The sequence below is a fragment of the Streptomyces sp. NPDC093591 genome (genome assembly GCF_044764885.1).
Lineage (GTDB): Bacteria > Actinomycetota > Actinomycetes > Streptomycetales > Streptomycetaceae > Streptomyces.
In genome coordinates, this window is the sequence record NZ_JBIWIY010000002.1 from 365,498 (window position 1) to 380,923 (window position 15,426).

Genomic DNA, 15,426 nt, shown 5'->3' on the forward strand with positions numbered 1-15,426 from the left:
CGCCGCCCCCAGGGCACACTGCCGTCGTCGGCGCTTCCCGGGCCACGTAGACTTCGTGCCATGGCGAGGAAGGACACGGCAGCGGACGCTGCGAACCCCGGGCGACTCAAGCAGATCGCTCTGACCTACAAGATGACCCGCAGGGCCGACAAGAAGATCGGTCTTGTACTCGCGGCTGTCGGAATCGTCACCTTCGGTGTCTTCCTCGCGATCGGTTTCTTGATCGGTCACCCCATCTATCTCGGCATCCTGGGCCTGCTGCTCGCCTTCCTCGCGACGGCGATCGTGTTCGGGCGCCGGGCCGAGCGGGCGGCCTTCGGGCAGATGGAGGGCCAGCCGGGCGCCGCAGCGGCCGTACTGGACAACATCGGCCGGGGCTGGACGACGACGCCGGCGGTGGCGATGAACCGCAGCCAGGACGTGGTGCACCGGGCCGTCGGCAAGGCCGGCATCGTGCTGGTCGCCGAGGGCAACCCGAACCGGGTGAAGAGCCTGCTGGCCGCGGAGAAGAAGAAGATGAACCGCATCGTCGCGGACGTGCCGGTGCACGATCTGATCGTCGGTACCGGTGAGGGCCAGGTCGGACTGAAGAAGCTGCGGACCACCATGCTGAAGCTGCCCCGCGTACTGACCGGCCCCCAGGTGACCGCCACCAACGACCGCCTGAAGGCCATGGGCGACCTCATGAGCAACATGCCGCTCCCGAAGGGCCCCATGCCCAAGGGCATGAAGCTGCCGAAGGGCGGGCCGAAGGCTCGCTGACTCTCCTCGTACGAGAGGGGGGCGCCCGGTTCCTGCCGGGCGCCCCCTTCGTCGTACGGGAGGAGTCGGTCGTCGTACGCGAAGAGTCGGTGTCAGATCCGGACCTCGACCGTGCGGGCCAGTCGGTCGTGCAGGCCGCGGCCGTCGCGGTCCCAGATCAGGGCCGGGATCGCGACGCACAGCAGGGCCGAGCGCAGGAGGGCGCGCAGCGGGTTGACCGTGCCGGTCTCCAGGGTGACCACGCGGAGGCCGAAGAGGCGCTTACCCGGAGTGAAGCCGACGGTGCCGACGGTCAGGGCGCTCATCAGGAAGAACAGCAGCAGGGCCCAGTTGCTGGTGGCCTGGCCGTAGCCGTCGGTGATGAGACCGTATGCGATCAAGACGCACAGACCCCAGTCGACCGCGAGCGCTCCGAGCCGTCGGCCGGGGCGGGCGACGGAGCCCGGCCCCTCCTCCGGCAGACCGAGTTGCTGCCCCCGGTATCCGAAGTCGACACCTGCGTCCTCGGCGGCCGCGCGGGGGCCCGAGAGCCAGGATCCGATTGCTTGCCTCTTGTCCACGCATCCACGGTACTGGGCGCGTTTTGCGATACGGACAGGTGGGGTGCGGTACGGGATGTCCGGTTAACGTGGGCGAAACAAATGGGTCACGCCCGAGAAATCACCCGTCCCTAGGGTCGAAGACAGCGTGTGCCACCGCACTGGCCGCACGAACGAACTACCACCCCGGCACGGACGGTCGGGAGTAGGAGGAGCTGGATGTTCCAGAACGCCGACGAGGCCAAGAAGTTCATCGCGGACGAGGACGTCAAGTTCGTCGACGTCCGGTTCTGCGACCTGCCGGGCGTCATGCAGCACTTCACGGTGCCCGTCGAGGCGTTCGACCCGGACGAGGAGCTCGCCTTCGACGGATCGTCGATCCGTGGTTTCCAGGCGATCCACGAGTCCGACATGGCGCTCCGTGCCGACCTGTCGACGGCCCGGGTCGACCCGTTCCGCCGTGACAAGACGCTCAACATCAACTTCTTCATCCACGACCCGATCACGGGCGAGCAGTACTCCCGTGACCCGCGCAACGTGGCGAAGAAGGCCGAGGCCTACCTCGCGTCGACCGGTATCGCGGACACCGCGTACTTCGGTCCCGAGGCCGAGTTCTACGTCTTCGACAGCGTGCGTTTCGCCACCACGTCGAACGAGTCCTTCTACCACATCGACTCCGAGGCGGGTGCCTGGAACACCGGTGCCCTCGAGGACAACCGTGGTTACAAGGTCCGCTACAAGGGCGGCTACTTCCCGGTTCCGCCGGTCGACCACTTCGCCGACCTGCGTGCCGAGATCTCCCTGGAGCTGGACCGGGCCGGCCTGAAGGTCGAGCGCCAGCACCACGAGGTGGGCACCGCCGGCCAGGCCGAGATCAACTACAAGTTCAACACGCTGCTCGCGGCCGCCGACGACCTGCAGCTCTTCAAGTACATCGTGAAGAACGTGGCCTGGCGCAACGGCAAGACCGCGACCTTCATGCCCAAGCCGATCTTCGGTGACAACGGCTCCGGCATGCACGTCCACCAGTCCCTGTGGACCGGCGGCCAGCCGCTCTTCTACGACGAGGCCGGTTACGCGGGCCTGTCGGACACCGCCCGCTACTACATCGGCGGCATCCTCAAGCACGCCCCGTCGCTGCTCGCCTTCACCAACCCGACGGTGAACTCGTACCACCGCCTGGTCCCGGGCTTCGAGGCCCCGATCAACCTGGTGTACTCGCAGCGCAACCGCTCCGCGGCCATGCGTATCCCGATCACGGGCTCCAACCCGAAGGCCAAGCGCGTCGAGTTCCGCGCGCCCGACTCCTCCGGCAACCCGTACCTGGCCTTCTCGGCCCTGCTGCTCGCGGGCCTGGACGGCATCAAGAACAAGATCGAGCCGGCCGAGCCGATCGACAAGGACCTCTACGAGCTGGCTCCCGAGGAGCACGCGGGCGTCGCGCAGGTCCCGACCTCGCTCCCGGCCGTCCTCGACTCCCTCGAGTCCGACCACGAGTTCCTCCTCCAGGGCGACGTCTTCACGCCGGACCTGATCGAGACGTGGATCGACTACAAGCGCGCGAACGAGATCGCCCCGCTGCAGCTGCGTCCGCACCCGCACGAGTTCGAGCTCTACTTCGACGTGTGATCTACGCCTGACCGGTCTCGGACCCAGGCACCGCGCCCGCGCCCCCGCTGTCGTACCGACACAGCGGGGGTGCGGGCGTATGTTCTATTCTTCTGCCGCTGAGACGACACGGGGGTGGATGGGATGCCCGAGCACGAACAGGACGACCAGGAGCGCGAGTTCGACCTCAGGTGGGCGGACCAGGCCGAGCACAAGGAGCCCTCGGCCCGGGCCCGGATGCTCGCCGCGCGGTGGAAGGAGAATCCGCCCGGGCCGGTGCCGTTCCGGGCCGACCCCGAGCATGTGGCACGGCAGAGCCGCCGCTCGGGGTGGGTGTCCACGGCGATCGTCCTCGGCTGCGTCGCCGGGGTGATCGTCCTGCTGGGCTACGTCAACTTCCGTACGTACTGAGACCGCGTACTGAGACCGCGTACTGAGCGCACGTACCGGGTCCGGGGTCTTTGCTGGTCCTAGGGCCGATCACGACCCGTTCATGGGCGTCGCCGGGTGCACACTGGGCAGTGGGACGAGTGCCTGAGTGCGCGAGGTGATGCGAGATGCAGAGCCGGTTCCGGAGTGATCGGCGGTTGACCGCCCGTATGGGGGTCACGCTGTTTCTGCTCGGGCTGTTGTACGTGGGGTTCGTCGCCGCGTTGATCGTGCTGCTCAAGTCGTGGGTGCTGGTCGTGGTCGTGGCGGCGGCGCTGCTGGGGGCTCAGTACTGGTTCTCCGACCGGGTCGCGCTCTTCGCGATGCGCGGGCGGGTCGTGGAGCGGGAGGAGTATCCCGAGCTGCACGGGGTCGTCGACCGGCTGTGTGCCCTCGCCGACATGCCGAAGCCCGTGGTCGCCGTGTCGGAGATGGACATGCCGAACGCGTTCGCCACCGGGCGCAATGCCGATCATGCCGTGGTCTGTGTGACGACCGGGCTGCTGCGGCGGCTGGAGCCGGACGAGCTGGAGGGTGTGCTCGCGCACGAGCTGTCGCACGTGGCGCACAAGGACGTCGCCGTGATCACGGTGGCCTCGTTCCTCGGCGTGATCGCGGGGCTGATCGTGCGGTTCGCCTTCTACAGCCAGCTGTTCGGTGGCGGGCGCCGGGATCAGAACACCGCCGTGATCTTCGCCGCCGTACTGGGCGTGTCGGCGGCCGTGTACGCGATCAGCTTCCTGTTGATCCGGGCCCTGTCCCGGTACCGGGAACTGGCCGCCGACCGGGCCGCGGCGCTGCTCACCGGGCGGCCCTCGGTGCTGGCCTCCGCGCTCACCAAGGTCTCCGGCGACATCGCGCGGATCCCCACCAAGGACCTGCGGACGGCGCAGGCCTTCAACGCCTTCTACTTCACTCCGGCGCTGGGCCGGGAGCCGAGCGTCGCGCAGCTCTTCTCCACCCACCCGAGTCTGGAGCAGCGGCTCGACCAACTGGGGCGGATCTCCGCCGAGCTGGGCGAGGCGACGGCTCCCGGAGGCGCGTGAGATGGGGCTGCTGGACATCCTGCTCGGCCGTACGAAGCCGGTCGCGCCCGATCTCGACCAGCTCTTCGGGCTGCCGTCGGCTGCGGTGACGCTCCAGGCGGCGGCCGGGTTCCGGCCGACCGGGAGCGGGGCGGTGTGTTTCGCCCCGGTCGAGGGGGCGATCTTCGAGCAGACGCACCGCGAGGTCCAGGCGCTGCTCGACGCGGACGCCGAGCGCGAGGGCCGGCCGGTGGAGCTGGCCCGGGACGGCTACGGCTACTCCTGGCTGGTCTCCCGGCGCACACCCGAGCAGCTGCCGGAGCTGGTCAACGACCTGCACGCGGTGAACAGCGCGATGGAGGTCAACGGCTTCGGGCCGCAGCTGCTGTGTTCGCTGGCCGGGTTCGAGGACGACGAGGGCAGACGGCTCGCCCTCGTCTACCTCTACAAGCGCGGCACCTTCTACCCCTTCGCGCCGCTGCCCGGCCGGGCGGAACGGCGCGACAACCCGATGGAGCTGCGGGTGAAGGCGGCGCTCGCGAACGACCTGCGGATCGAGCAGGACCTGAACCGCTGGTTCCCCGTGTGGGGTGCCCCCGGCCTGTGACCGGGGGCACCTCGGGCTACCGGAGGAACTGGTCTCACTTGCTCTTCTCGCGCTCCTGACGACGGGCCTCGAGGGGACGCTCGCGGCGGTAGCGGCGCTCCCACTTGGCCTGCATGTCACGGCGGTCGCGGTAGGAGCGGTAGTCCGCGGGCATGGACCCTCCCGACGAGGACCCTGCTCCGCGGCCCCCGGCTCCGCCGCTCGGCGCGGAGGAGCCGCGGCCGTACTGCAGGTAGAGGAAGAGCACGGCGACGGCGGCGAGCCAGTAGACGTGGTTTCCGAATCCCAGGATCACCAGGACGACAGTCCCGGACATGACGATGGTGCCCATCACGGGCCTCCGTGAGCGTGGGTTGTTTCTGGATCTCGAGCTGTGATCGATGAGCGGTGATCGATGTGCGGTGATCGATGAGCCGACGGGGCGCTGGGGGAGGGCGACCGTCCGTCGGTGCGTAGAGAGTAGCCCCGAGTCCGCAGGGTGACGCCTGCCCTGCGGAAAGCGGCGTGAGCAGCTCCGTTACGCGTCTCCAGCGTAGGGAGCCGGTCACCGGCCGTGCATCTCCTTTTCCCGGGGCCCGAGTTGTGTGCGTGAATGGGGCGCATGACCGAGCTCTCCTCATTCACATACGCCCACGACGGCGAAGTACTCAGCGGTGTGTACGGCGATGACGGCGGCGAACGGGAAACGGCCACCGTCGTCCTGCTGCACGGGGCGGGCAACGGCAGCAAGGAGCGGTTGGTGCCGCTGCTGACGGAGTTCGTGACGCGCGGGTGCCGCGGGCTCGCCTTCGACTTCTCGGGCCACGGCGAAAGCACCGGTGCGTTGCGGGAGTTGAGCCTGCGGCGGCGCTTCGAGCAGGCGGTCGCGCTCATCGACGCCAAGGTGCCGGACGGCGGTCCCCTGATCCTGGTCGGGTTCAGCATGAGCGGGCAGACCGTCGCCGACCTCGTCGGGCACTACGGGGCACGGGTGGCGGCGGTGGGCCTGTGCGCGCCGGCGGTGTACGCCAAGGAGGCCTGGGAGGTTCCCTTCGCGGAGGGGAACGGGCGGTTCAGCGAGATCATCCGCAGGCCGGACGGCTGGCGTGCGGCTCCCTCGCTCGATGTGCTGCGGGCCTACGAGGGCCGGGCGGTGCTCGCGGTGCCGGGGACGGACGCGGTCATCCCGCCGGCCGTGACGGAGGCGGTGCAGGACGCGCTGGCCGCTCGCGCGCGTTTCACCCGGTTCGAGGTGCCGGACGCGGAGCACATGCTGGGGCTGTGGTTCCAGGAACACGCGGAGGACCGGCGGGAGTTCGTGACGGCCGTACTGGCCGACTGACGGCGCACCCGGACACGTACGGCTGACGGCGTCGGGCCCCGGGCACGGGCCTGGCCGCCGTTGTCAGTGGCGTCCGGGAGGATGCAGTCACTGGCGGTGTGACGGCGTGACGGGTGGAGGCCGGGATGGGTGGCGGGTTGCGGTACATCGGGGTGGCGGAGCGCCGGGCCCGGCTGGGGCTACGACATCGGCTGGCCGGGGCCGCCCGGGCGGCGGGGCCGGTCGAGGTCGCCGAGTCGCTGGTCGCGTTGCACGGCACCGATCCGGCGACCGTGTACCTGGCCGTGGGCGCGCGGCTGGCGGAGCCCTCGAGAACCGTCGTGGTGACCGAGCGGGCGCTGTACGAGGACCGGGCCCTGGTCCGGATGCACGGCATGCGGCACACCGTGTTCGTGTTTCCCACGGAGCTGACGGCCGTCGTGCACGCCTCGACCGGCCTCGCGGTCGCCGCCCGGGAGCGGGCCACGCTGGTCAAGCACATGGCGACGGCGGGGGCGCCGGACGCGGCCTGGCTGGCGGAGGTCGAGAAGTCGACGCTGGCCGCGCTGGCGCGGCGCGGGCCGGCGACGGCCGCCGAACTCGCCGAGGACGAGCCGCGGTTGCGTGAGCGGTTCGTGTACGGGGCGGGCAAGAGCTACGAGGGGGTGCACACCGTCTCGACGCGGCTGCTGCGGGTGCTGGGCGTCGAGGGAAAGGTGGTGCGGGGGCGGCCGCTGGGCTCCTGGACGTCCTCGCAGTTCCGGTGGGAGGTGGCGCCCGACCATCCCGAGCTGGACGTTTCCGGGGCACAGGCGGAGCTGCTGCGGCGCTGGCTCGCGGTGTGCGGGCCGGCGACGGAGGCCGACCTCAAGTGGTGGACGGGGTGGAAGGTCACCGAGGTGCGTCGGGCGCTGGCGGCGATCGGGGCGCGGGCCGTGTCGCTCGACGAGGGGACGGGGTACGTCGTCGACGGTGACGTCGGTCCGGTGGCCGGGCCCACGGAGCCGTGGGCGGCGCTGCTGCCCGCCCTCGACCCGACGGCGATGGGGTGGCAGCGGCGGGAGTGGTATCTGGCGCCGGAGCTGTGGCCGTCGCTGTTCGACCGGAGCGGCAATGTGGGGCCGACGGTGTGGTGGGACGGGCGGGTGGTGGGCGGGTGGGCCCAGCGGCCGGACGGGGAGATCGTGTGGCGGCTGCTCGACTCCGAGGGCGTCGGGCGGGACGCGGAGACTGCGATCGCTGCGGAGGCGGGGCGGTTGCGGGGGTGGGTGGGGGCGACGCGGGTGACGCCGCGGTTCCGGACGCCGCTGGAGCGGGAGTTGTCGGCGTAGGGTTTCGCCCCCGCCGCCCCTACCCGTCCCATCCTTGAAGGGGCTCCGCCCCTTCGACCCCGCCAGGGGGCTGCCGCCCCCTGCACCCCCGCTTCGGCCCTTCGGGCCTCGTCCTCAAACTCCCCCAGAGGGGGCACCCCCAGACGGGCTGAGATGCACGAGCCGGCGCCGAGAGGTCACGCCCCTACGGGTGGGTGGGGCTAGGGACGGCACGGTCTCGTCCTCACACGCCGGACGGGCTGAATTTCACGCGCCGGGCGCCCCCAGAGGAACGAAGGGCACCCGGCGTCGCGGCTTACCTCGAATACCTCATGAACGCCCGCACCATGTGACACGTCGTGTCCGACGGCGGATGGACGCCGATCGTCTGCGCGGTGCTTCGGATCGTGTCGTTCTGGGCCTGGTTGGGCATGAGGACGCCCGAGTCGAGCAGGGCGATCGCTAGGCGCATGGCCTTGAGGCGGCGGTTGTGGGTGATGTACCACTCACGCGGACGACCCGGCGGCAGCGGCCGCTTCGCCACGGGCTCGTACGGCAGGTCGAGCAGCACCGGGTGCTTCGCGGTGGACTGGGTGGGCAGCGGCTTGCGGGTCGGCTTCGGCTTCAGTGCGGCAGCGGGCACAGGCATCCTCCTGTCGCGGTCAGGGCGTTCGCCGGAGACCTCGGCGTCTTCGGCGATTCCCTCGAACACTGCTTCCAGTCTACCGGCCCCCACTGACAATCAGGGAGGTCGCGAGGATCGGCAAATAGCCAGGTGAACAACGGATTTGGGGCTCTGTCACAGCAGCTCCGCGAGGTGCGCATGAGACGGCGTCAAAATCGAACACGGCTTACCCGGGCTAACGTGTGCGGCATGGAAATCTGGATCAACCCGGCCTGCTCCAAGTGCCGCAGCGCGCTCACGCTCCTCGACGCCGAGGGCGCCGACTACACCGTCCGCCGCTATCTGGAGGATGTGCCGACCGAGGACGAGATCCGGGAGGTCCTCGAACGGCTCGGGCTCGAGCCCTGGGACATCACCCGGACCCAGGAAGCCGTCGCCAAGGAGCTCGGGGTCAAGGAGTGGGCCCGGGACGCGGCGGGACGCGACCGGTGGATCAAGGCGCTCGCCGAGCACCCCAAGCTGATCCAGCGGCCCATCATCACCGCGGAGGACGGCACCGCCGTGGTCGGGCGCACCGATGAGGCCGTCCGGGACGCCCTGTCCCGCAAGAGCTGAACACTCCGCTTGCTCGTGTGACGCAGGTTACTTCGGTGACTCCTGTAAACCGCTGAGTAGCCTCGTTCGGTATCTCGTACATAGCGGCGTACGCTCCCCTACCTCTCAGGAGGCGCGCATGTCGCGTAGGAGAACTGTCAGCACGAAGACAAAGCTCGCTCTGTTGGCGAGTGCGGTGGCGGTGGCCGGAGGCGGTGCCTTCGTCATGGCCGGCACCTCGAACGCCTCACAGAGTCCCGGGACTCTGTCGGCCGCGGACTCCGGCGTCTGCCAGGGTCTCGCCACCGCTCTCGGCAACAACCAGAAGTTCATCGACGGTCAACGGGCCGATCCGGACGCGCAGTCCGAGGCGCGGATCGCCAACCGCGAGGCCGTCATCGCGCAGATCAAGGTCCAGCAGGAAGCGTCCGGGTGTGCGGTTGGGGAGTCGGCTCAGGACTCCCAGGCCTCGCAGCCCGCGCAGACCGCTCCCGCGGGGCAGGCCGGCGACACGGGGGGCGCCGGCGACGCGGGGGACACTGGGAACGCCGGGGACACCGGGGACGTGGGGGACGTGGGCGGTGGTGCCGCGGCCTCGGGGCAGCAGGTCTGCAACGGGTCGACCGTCACGCTCTCCGGCGAGGGCGGGGCTCCGGCCGCGTCCAGCAACCAGTTCCCGGCGGGTACGAAGCTGAAGGTCACCAATCTGGACAACAACAAGTCCACGACCGTTGAGGTCACCTCGGTCTCCGGTAGCTGTGTGCTGCTCAACAACTCCGCCTTCGAGCAGGTTCGTGAGCCCGGCAAGTTCCTGATCCGCCGGGCAGTGATCGAGAAGGTGGGGTGAGGGTCGGGTAACACGGCGTACGTCGCACCTCCGGCGGGTGGGCGGGGATGCCTGCGGCAGCCCGTTGCTGTCCGGTGGGGGTGCGCGTAGCGCCTTTGGGTGCGTTGTGGGTCGGGGCCGGGCCGGGGGGTGTCCGTCCTCGGTCCGGTGGTGGGCCTTGCGCGAGAGGTGCCGTTCGTTGACACCGGACTCTGCGGGCGGACACCCCCCGACCCGTCCCCTTCCCGCCGTACGCGACTGCGGGCGGTCCCGCCCAATCGGCTTCCCGTCGTGCGTGACGGCGGGCGGACACCCCCGGCCCGGCCCCTTCCCGCCGTACGCGGGTGCGGCTGCGTGGCTCATTCCCATCGCATACGAGGCGTCGGGCCGTTCCTGACCAGGGGCCCGGCGCCGCCGTATCGCCTTCGCGGGGCGCTCACAGCGTGAGACGCGCCACACCACCACCAGGTAACACGGGGTTCACATTCGAGCAACGGGCGGGAAATCGCCTGTTGACAGGCTCGCGGGCATCAAGAGCGGCGCCTCAGTGCCGCAGCGCCGCAGCACCCGCAAGTGCGCCTAGACCCACCCCCGAAGGATGTGGCCCGTGACCTTCAAGGCTGAGTACATCTGGATCGACGGCACCGAGCCGACGGCCAAGCTCCGTTCCAAGACGAAGATCATCGCGGGTGAGCCCGCCGGTCTGGACGCGCTGCCGATCTGGGGCTTCGACGGGTCCTCCACGAACCAGGCCGAGGGCCACTCCTCGGACCGTGTCCTCAAGCCGGTCTTCACCTGCCCCGACCCGATCCGCGGCGGCGACGACATCCTCGTCCTGTGCGAGGTCCTCAACATCGACATGACGCCGCACGAGTCCAACACCCGTGCCGCGCTCACCGAGGTCGCCGAGAAGTTCGCCGCTCAGGAGCCGATCTTCGGCATCGAGCAGGAGTACACCTTCTTCCAGGACGGCTACCCGCTCGGCTTCCCCAAGGGCGGCTTCCCGGCCCCGCAGGGCGGCTACTACTGCGGTGTCGGCGCCGACGAGATCTTCGGCCGTGAGGTCGTCGAGGCCCACCTGGACAACTGCCTGGCCGCCGGTCTCGCGATCTCCGGCATCAACGCCGAGGTCATGCCCGGTCAGTGGGAGTTCCAGGTCGGCCCGGTCTCCCCGCTGGAGGTCTCCGACCACCTGTGGGTCGCCCGCTGGCTGCTCTACCGCACCGCCGAGGACTTCGGCATCGCCGCGACGCTGGACCCGAAGCCGGTGAAGGGCGACTGGAACGGCGCCGGTGCGCACACCAACTTCTCCACGAAGGCGATGCGCGAGGGCTACGACGCGATCATCACCGCGTGCGAGTCGCTCGGTGAGGGCTCCAAGCCGCTCGACCACGTCAAGAACTACGGCGCCGGCATCGACGACCGTCTGACCGGTCTGCACGAGACCGCCCCGTGGAACGAGTACTCCTACGGCGTCTCCAACCGTGGTGCGTCCGTTCGTATCCCGTGGCAGGTCGAGAAGGACGGCAAGGGTTACATCGAGGACCGCCGTCCGAACGCCAACGTCGACCCGTACGTGGTGACCCGCCTGCTCGTCGACACCTGCTGCTCCGCGCTGGAGAAGGCCGGCCAGGTCTGATCCGCCCAGTGGCTCCGTGAGGGGGCGCCCACCAGGACGGTGGGCGCCCCCTTTCGTTGTCGGCGGGGCGTCGAGGAAACGTCCAAGCAGTGAGAGGAGGGTCCCTTTCCGTGGGTGGTGTCTGCTTCAATGGGGGCATGGCCGGCTTCCCGAAGTACTCCTCGACAGGTCGCCATGACCTCGAGCCCTTCTGGCCTTCCCGTCAGCACGACGACTTCGACCGGGTGTGTTGCCGCGCGGTGAACGCGCGGGCCCTGTAAAGCCGTAACTTCCCCGGCCTTCGGCCAGCGCGAAACGACGTATGTCTCCCCTCCCAGGGACTTCTCTACGGACTCCTCGCGCGAAAAGAGCTGACCTCTCATGGCGACCACTCGTTCTCTGTCCACCGCAGCCACGCTCAACTCCCCCGTCCCGAACGGTTCACGGCATCATCTGCGTGCCGTGGACCGGGACGAGGTGATCGACGTTGCGGACCTTCTGCCGCCGGGCGCCACCTGGCTGCCCGCTCCCCAGCACTCCCTGCCCACGCTCCCGGGGCAGCCGCCGATGATCGGCTACCTGGTGCTCGTGCCGGCCGACCAGCAGCCGCCGGTTCCCGGTCCGGCCCGGGGCGCCGACGGGGACCCGCTCGTCACCGTCGACACCGTGCGGCGCACCGCCGCCGTCGACGGACGTGAACTCGACCTCACCTACCTGGAGTTCGAGCTGCTCGCCCACCTGGTGGCCAACCCGCATCGCGTGCACACCCGCGACCAGCTGGTCACCACGGTGTGGGGATACGGGCATGTGGGGGACGGCCGTACGGTCGACGTCCACATCGCCCGGCTGCGCCGCAAGCTGGGCGCCGAGCACCGGGACACCATCCGGACCGTGCGGCGGGTGGGGTACAAGTACGCCCCGCCGAGTGGGCGTTGATCCGCACGGCCGCTCGGTCGAAAGCCCTCTGCTGACGGCAGAGTCCGGTTCCGTCCCGCGTCCGTGCCGGGCAGAGTCGGTGGTATGAGACTTCTGGTGCTGGGTGGTACGGAGTTCGCGGGGCGGGCCGTCGTGGAGGCGGCCCTCGGGCGCGGCTGGGACGTGACCGTCTTCAACCGGGGGCGGCACGAACCGCCGGCCGGGGTGCGGTTGCTGCGAGGTGACCGCACCGCGCCCGACGGGCTCGCCGCCCTCGCCGAGCACACCGGCGCGTGGGACGCCGTCGTCGACACCTGGTCGGCGGCGCCCCGCGCGGTGCGGGATGCGGCGCGGCTGCTGCGGGGCCGCGCCGGACGGTATGTGTACGTGTCGAGCTGCTCGGTGTACACGTGGGCCCCGCCCGCCGGGTACGGCGAGGACGCGCCGCTGGTCGAGGGCGCCGAGGCCGGTGCGGAGCAGACCGACTATCTGCGGGACAAGCGGGGCGGTGAGCTGGCCGCCGTCGAGGAGTACGGGGCGGACCGCTCCGTGCTCGTGCGGGCCGGGCTGCTCCTCGGGCCGTACGAGAACGTCGGCCGGCTGCCGTGGTGGCTCGGTCGTATCGCGCGCGGCGGGCCGGTGCTGGCTCCGGGGCCGCGGGACCTTCCCCTCCAGTACGTCGATGTCCGTGATCTCGCGGAGTGGATCCTCGGTGCGGTGGAGCAGGAGCTGAGCGGGCCGTACAACCTGATGAGCCCGCAAGGGCACGCCACCATGGGCGAGTTGCTCGACGCGTGTGTGGCCTCCGTCGGCGGCGACGCCGAACTGCGCTGGACCGAACCGAAGGTGATCCTGGACGCGGGCATCGAGCCGTGGACCCAGCTGCCGGTGTGGGTGCCGCCGGGGAGCGACATGCACGACGCCCTGCACAGTGCTGATGTGTCCCGGGCCGTCGCGACGGGGTTGCGCTGCCGGCCGGCCGAGGAGACCGTCGCCGACACCTGGCGCTGGCTGCAGGACATCGGCGGTACGGCGCCCCTGCGGCCGGACCGGACGTCGAAGGGGCTCGACCCGGAGGTGGAGGCGAAGGTGCTGGCGGGCCTGGGGGGTGTATCTGACACCACCTCCTGATCCGGGGCCTCGGCCCCGTGACCGGTGCTGCGGCCTCCGCGAGACTGGCGGCATGACCAACGACACGAAAGACAGCCGGAGTTCGAGAGCACGGGGCATGGGGGTCGCGGCGCTGAGGGGGCTGGGGCTGGCCCTGGTTTCCCTGCCGGGGGCCGTCCTCTGCTTCGTCCTCTCCCTCGTGTCCCTCGCGCTCATCCCGATCGGAGTCGGCCTCGTCACGACACCCTGGGTGCTGACGGGGGTGCGGGCGTTCGCCGACTGGCGGCGGGTCCTCGCCGCCGAGTGGGGCGGGGTGCGGATACCGTCGGCGTACCGGCCGTTGCCGTCGCCGTGGGTCGCCAATCCGTGGACGCGCACCTTCTGGATGCTGCGCGACCCGGCGACCTGGCGGGATCTGCGGTGGCTGCCGGTCGACATGACGGCGGGGTTCCTCACCGCGCTGCTGCCGGCCGTGTTGCTCCTCTATCCGCTGGAGGGGTTCGCGATCGCGGCCGGGCTGTGGCGGGTCTTCACGGACGCCGGAGGCGGCACGTACTGGTACGGCTTCGTGCCGGTCACCGGGCAGATGTCCGCACTCGGCGCCGCGGCGCTGGGTGCCGTCCTCCTCGTCGTCGCCCACCGGTACGCCGTGAGCGCCTTCCAGCTCCACTTCCGCCTCACCCGGGCCGTCCTCACCCCCAGCCAGGCCGAACTCGCCGAGCGGGTGAGGGTGTTGACCGAAACCCGGCGAGACGCCGTCGACACCTCCGCCGCCGAACTCCGCCGTATCGAACGCGACCTGCACGACGGGGCGCAGGCCCGGCTGGTCGCCATGGGCATGGACCTCGGCACCATCGAGATGCTCGTCGAGAAGGACCCGGAGCAGGCGAAGAAGCTCCTCGCGCACGCCCGCAAGTCCTCTGCCGACGCGCTCGCCGAATTGCGCGACCTGGTCCGCGGCATCCATCCGCCGGTCCTCGCCGAGCGCGGACTGGGCGACGCCGTAAGGGCGTTGGCGCTGCGGCTGCCGGTCGCGACCGAGGTGAACGTGGAGTTGCCCGGGCGGGTGGAGGCGCCCGTGGAGTCCGCGGCGTACTTCGCGGTCAGCGAGGTGCTCACCAACGCCGTCAAGCACGCGGGCGCCGACCGCGTCTGGATCGACCTGCACCACACGAACGAGATGCTGCGCATCACCGTCACCGACAACGGCAAGGGCGGTGCGGCGGTCGAGGCCGGTTCGGGCCTGGCCGGAGTCGAGCGGCGACTGGGTACATTCGACGGCGTCCTCGCCGTCAGCTCTCCCGCGGGCGGTCCCACCATGGTCACCATGGAGATTCCTTGCGCGTTGTCCTAGCCGAAGACCTGTTCCTGCTGCGCGACGGACTCGTCCGGCTCCTTCAGGCCTACGACTTCGAGATCGCGGCGGCGGTGGAGACCGGCCCCGAGCTGGCCCGGGCGCTGGCCGAGCTGGAGCCGGACGTCGCCGTCGTCGACGTACGCCTGCCGCCGACGCACACCGACGAGGGGCTGCAGTGCGCGCTCGAGGCCCGGCGGAAGAGGCCCGGGCTGCCGGTGCTGGTGCTGTCGCAGCACGTGGAGCAGCTGTACGCGCGGGAGTTGCTCGCCGACGGCAGCGGTGGGGTCGGGTATCTGCTGAAGGACCGGGTGTTCGACGCGGAGCAGTTCGTGGACGCCGTACGGCGGGTCGCGGCGGGTGGCACGGCGATGGACCCGCAGGTGATCCAGCAGCTGCTGTCCCGGCGTGCGGCCGACGACCAGCCGCTGGCGCGGCTCACGCCCCGCGAGACAGAGGTGCTGGAGCTGATGGCGCAGGGGCGGTCGAACGGGGCGATCGCCGAGCGGCTCGTCGTCACGGAACGGGCGATCGCCAAGCACACCGCCAACATCTTCGCCAAACTGGGCCTGGAGGTGTCGGACGACGACAACCGCCGCGTGCTGGCGGTTCTCGCGTATCTCGACCACGGCCGGTGAAAACGGACCCGGCCGTGCACCCGCCGTCAGGGATCAACAACTCGCGGTGTTTATGGGGCTGTTGAGCACACAACGTGCTCACGAATCTCTCAACAATTTCCGAGGCGACTGAACACCCCTGGGACGCCCTCCGTATGAATGGGAGCCGCTTCACTCCTGTCGGGCG

At 70.3% G+C, this 15,426-nt stretch carries 17 protein-coding genes; 14 read left to right on the forward strand and 3 right to left on the reverse strand.

Translation table 11 applies throughout. From position 1 onward, the window contains the following. The first annotated feature begins 60 nt into the window (after positions 1-60). On the forward strand, positions 61-762 hold the full coding sequence (locus tag ACIREI_RS05045; protein ID WP_128437168.1) for a DUF4191 domain-containing protein: 702 nt from the start codon (positions 61-63) through the stop codon (positions 760-762). A gap of 92 nt (positions 763-854) precedes the next feature. On the opposite strand, the gene ACIREI_RS05050 is transcribed toward ACIREI_RS05045, so the two are convergent. Beyond that, positions 855-1,322 carry an RDD family protein gene (locus tag ACIREI_RS05050; RefSeq protein WP_403327452.1) on the reverse strand — a complete coding sequence of 156 codons (468 nt, stop codon included), beginning with the start codon at positions 1,320-1,322 and terminating at the stop codon, positions 855-857. Between the two features lie 198 nt (positions 1,323-1,520). Between ACIREI_RS05050 and glnA the strand changes: the two genes are divergently transcribed. The 4 genes from glnA (at position 1,521) to ACIREI_RS05070 (ending at position 4,970) form a co-directional block, all read left to right on the forward strand. Next, positions 1,521-2,930, forward strand: a complete 1,410-nt coding sequence (gene glnA / locus ACIREI_RS05055) for a type I glutamate--ammonia ligase (protein ID WP_403327454.1) — start codon at positions 1,521-1,523, stop codon at positions 2,928-2,930. Between the two features lie 123 nt (positions 2,931-3,053). Next, complete coding sequence (locus tag ACIREI_RS05060; RefSeq protein WP_403327456.1) at positions 3,054-3,320, forward strand: hypothetical protein; 267 nt, start codon at positions 3,054-3,056, stop codon at positions 3,318-3,320. 146 nt (positions 3,321-3,466) lie between these two features. Beyond that, positions 3,467-4,384, forward strand: coding sequence for a zinc metalloprotease HtpX (gene htpX, locus ACIREI_RS05065; protein WP_403327458.1), 918 nt, complete (start codon positions 3,467-3,469; stop codon positions 4,382-4,384). Position 4,385: 1 nt separating this feature from the next. Then, on the forward strand, positions 4,386-4,970 hold the full coding sequence (locus tag ACIREI_RS05070) for a hypothetical protein (protein ID WP_403327460.1): 585 nt from the start codon (positions 4,386-4,388) through the stop codon (positions 4,968-4,970). A gap of 34 nt (positions 4,971-5,004) precedes the next feature. On the opposite strand, the gene ACIREI_RS05075 is transcribed toward ACIREI_RS05070, so the two are convergent. After that, positions 5,005-5,301 carry a hypothetical protein gene (locus tag ACIREI_RS05075; RefSeq protein ID WP_403327462.1) on the reverse strand — a complete coding sequence of 99 codons (297 nt, stop codon included), beginning with the start codon at positions 5,299-5,301 and terminating at the stop codon, positions 5,005-5,007. 270 nt (positions 5,302-5,571) lie between these two features. On the opposite strand from ACIREI_RS05075, the gene ACIREI_RS05080 reads away from it, so the two are divergent. Together ACIREI_RS05080 and ACIREI_RS05085 are read left to right on the forward strand one after the other, a co-directional pair. Beyond that, a complete protein-coding gene (locus ACIREI_RS05080; RefSeq protein ID WP_403327463.1) occupies positions 5,572-6,291 on the forward strand; it encodes an alpha/beta hydrolase in 720 nt (239 codons plus the stop codon). A 125-nt stretch (positions 6,292-6,416) separates the two neighbouring features. Next, positions 6,417-7,601 carry a winged helix DNA-binding domain-containing protein gene (locus tag ACIREI_RS05085; protein WP_403327465.1) on the forward strand — a complete coding sequence of 395 codons (1,185 nt, stop codon included), beginning with the start codon at positions 6,417-6,419 and terminating at the stop codon, positions 7,599-7,601. Between the two features lie 295 nt (positions 7,602-7,896). Here the strand turns inward: ACIREI_RS05085 and ACIREI_RS05090 are convergent, their stop codons facing one another. Beyond that, the gene (locus tag ACIREI_RS05090; RefSeq protein ID WP_403328049.1) at positions 7,897-8,223 is read right to left on the reverse strand and encodes a hypothetical protein; all 327 of its coding nucleotides are present in this window, start codon (positions 8,221-8,223) and stop codon (positions 7,897-7,899) included. Positions 8,224-8,454: 231 nt separating this feature from the next. Here ACIREI_RS05090 and ACIREI_RS05095 point away from each other — a divergent pair, with 231 nt between their 5' ends. The 7 genes from ACIREI_RS05095 (at position 8,455) to ACIREI_RS05125 (ending at position 15,260) form a co-directional block, all read left to right on the forward strand. Next, complete coding sequence (locus tag ACIREI_RS05095) at positions 8,455-8,820, forward strand: arsenate reductase family protein (RefSeq protein ID WP_403327467.1); 366 nt, start codon at positions 8,455-8,457, stop codon at positions 8,818-8,820. 118 nt (positions 8,821-8,938) lie between these two features. After that, a complete protein-coding gene (locus ACIREI_RS05100; RefSeq protein ID WP_403327469.1) occupies positions 8,939-9,646 on the forward strand; it encodes a hypothetical protein in 708 nt (235 codons plus the stop codon). A 586-nt stretch (positions 9,647-10,232) separates the two neighbouring features. Beyond that, positions 10,233-11,264 (forward strand): glutamine synthetase, encoded by a 1,032-nt coding sequence (gene glnII / locus ACIREI_RS05105; RefSeq protein WP_403327471.1) that lies wholly within the window; start codon positions 10,233-10,235, stop codon positions 11,262-11,264. A 360-nt stretch (positions 11,265-11,624) separates the two neighbouring features. After that, entirely contained in the window at positions 11,625-12,179 is a 555-nt protein-coding gene (locus tag ACIREI_RS05110) for a winged helix-turn-helix domain-containing protein (RefSeq protein WP_403327473.1), read from the forward strand. Positions 12,180-12,263: 84 nt separating this feature from the next. Beyond that, entirely contained in the window at positions 12,264-13,289 is a 1,026-nt protein-coding gene (locus ACIREI_RS05115) for an SDR family oxidoreductase (RefSeq protein ID WP_403327475.1), read from the forward strand. Between the two features lie 52 nt (positions 13,290-13,341). After that, positions 13,342-14,622 (forward strand): sensor histidine kinase, encoded by a 1,281-nt coding sequence (locus tag ACIREI_RS05120; RefSeq protein ID WP_403327477.1) that lies wholly within the window; start codon positions 13,342-13,344, stop codon positions 14,620-14,622. Beyond that, positions 14,607-15,260: a LuxR C-terminal-related transcriptional regulator gene (locus ACIREI_RS05125; protein ID WP_403327479.1), complete on the forward strand. Its 654-nt coding sequence runs from the start codon at positions 14,607-14,609 to the stop codon at positions 15,258-15,260. The genes ACIREI_RS05120 and ACIREI_RS05125 overlap by 16 nt, the downstream gene beginning before the upstream one ends. Positions 15,261-15,426 lie beyond the last annotated feature (166 nt).

Coding starts and splice junctions, on each gene's coding strand:
- ACIREI_RS05120 (WP_403327477.1), top strand. CDS start 13,342: ATGACCAACGACACGAAAGACAGCCGGAGTTCGAGAGCACGGGGCATG.
- ACIREI_RS05070 (WP_403327460.1), top strand. CDS start 4,386: ATGGGGCTGCTGGACATCCTGCTCGGCCGTACGAAGCCGGTCGCGCCC.
- ACIREI_RS05110 (WP_403327473.1), top strand. CDS start 11,625: ATGGCGACCACTCGTTCTCTGTCCACCGCAGCCACGCTCAACTCCCCC.
- ACIREI_RS05060 (WP_403327456.1), top strand. CDS start 3,054: ATGCCCGAGCACGAACAGGACGACCAGGAGCGCGAGTTCGACCTCAGG.
- ACIREI_RS05085 (WP_403327465.1), top strand. CDS start 6,417: ATGGGTGGCGGGTTGCGGTACATCGGGGTGGCGGAGCGCCGGGCCCGG.
- glnA (WP_403327454.1), top strand. CDS start 1,521: ATGTTCCAGAACGCCGACGAGGCCAAGAAGTTCATCGCGGACGAGGAC.
- ACIREI_RS05100 (WP_403327469.1), top strand. CDS start 8,939: ATGTCGCGTAGGAGAACTGTCAGCACGAAGACAAAGCTCGCTCTGTTG.
- htpX (WP_403327458.1), top strand. CDS start 3,467: ATGCAGAGCCGGTTCCGGAGTGATCGGCGGTTGACCGCCCGTATGGGG.
- ACIREI_RS05075 (WP_403327462.1), bottom strand. CDS start 5,301: ATGGGCACCATCGTCATGTCCGGGACTGTCGTCCTGGTGATCCTGGGA.
- ACIREI_RS05115 (WP_403327475.1), top strand. CDS start 12,264: ATGAGACTTCTGGTGCTGGGTGGTACGGAGTTCGCGGGGCGGGCCGTC.
- ACIREI_RS05080 (WP_403327463.1), top strand. CDS start 5,572: ATGACCGAGCTCTCCTCATTCACATACGCCCACGACGGCGAAGTACTC.
- ACIREI_RS05095 (WP_403327467.1), top strand. CDS start 8,455: ATGGAAATCTGGATCAACCCGGCCTGCTCCAAGTGCCGCAGCGCGCTC.
- ACIREI_RS05045 (WP_128437168.1), top strand. CDS start 61: ATGGCGAGGAAGGACACGGCAGCGGACGCTGCGAACCCCGGGCGACTC.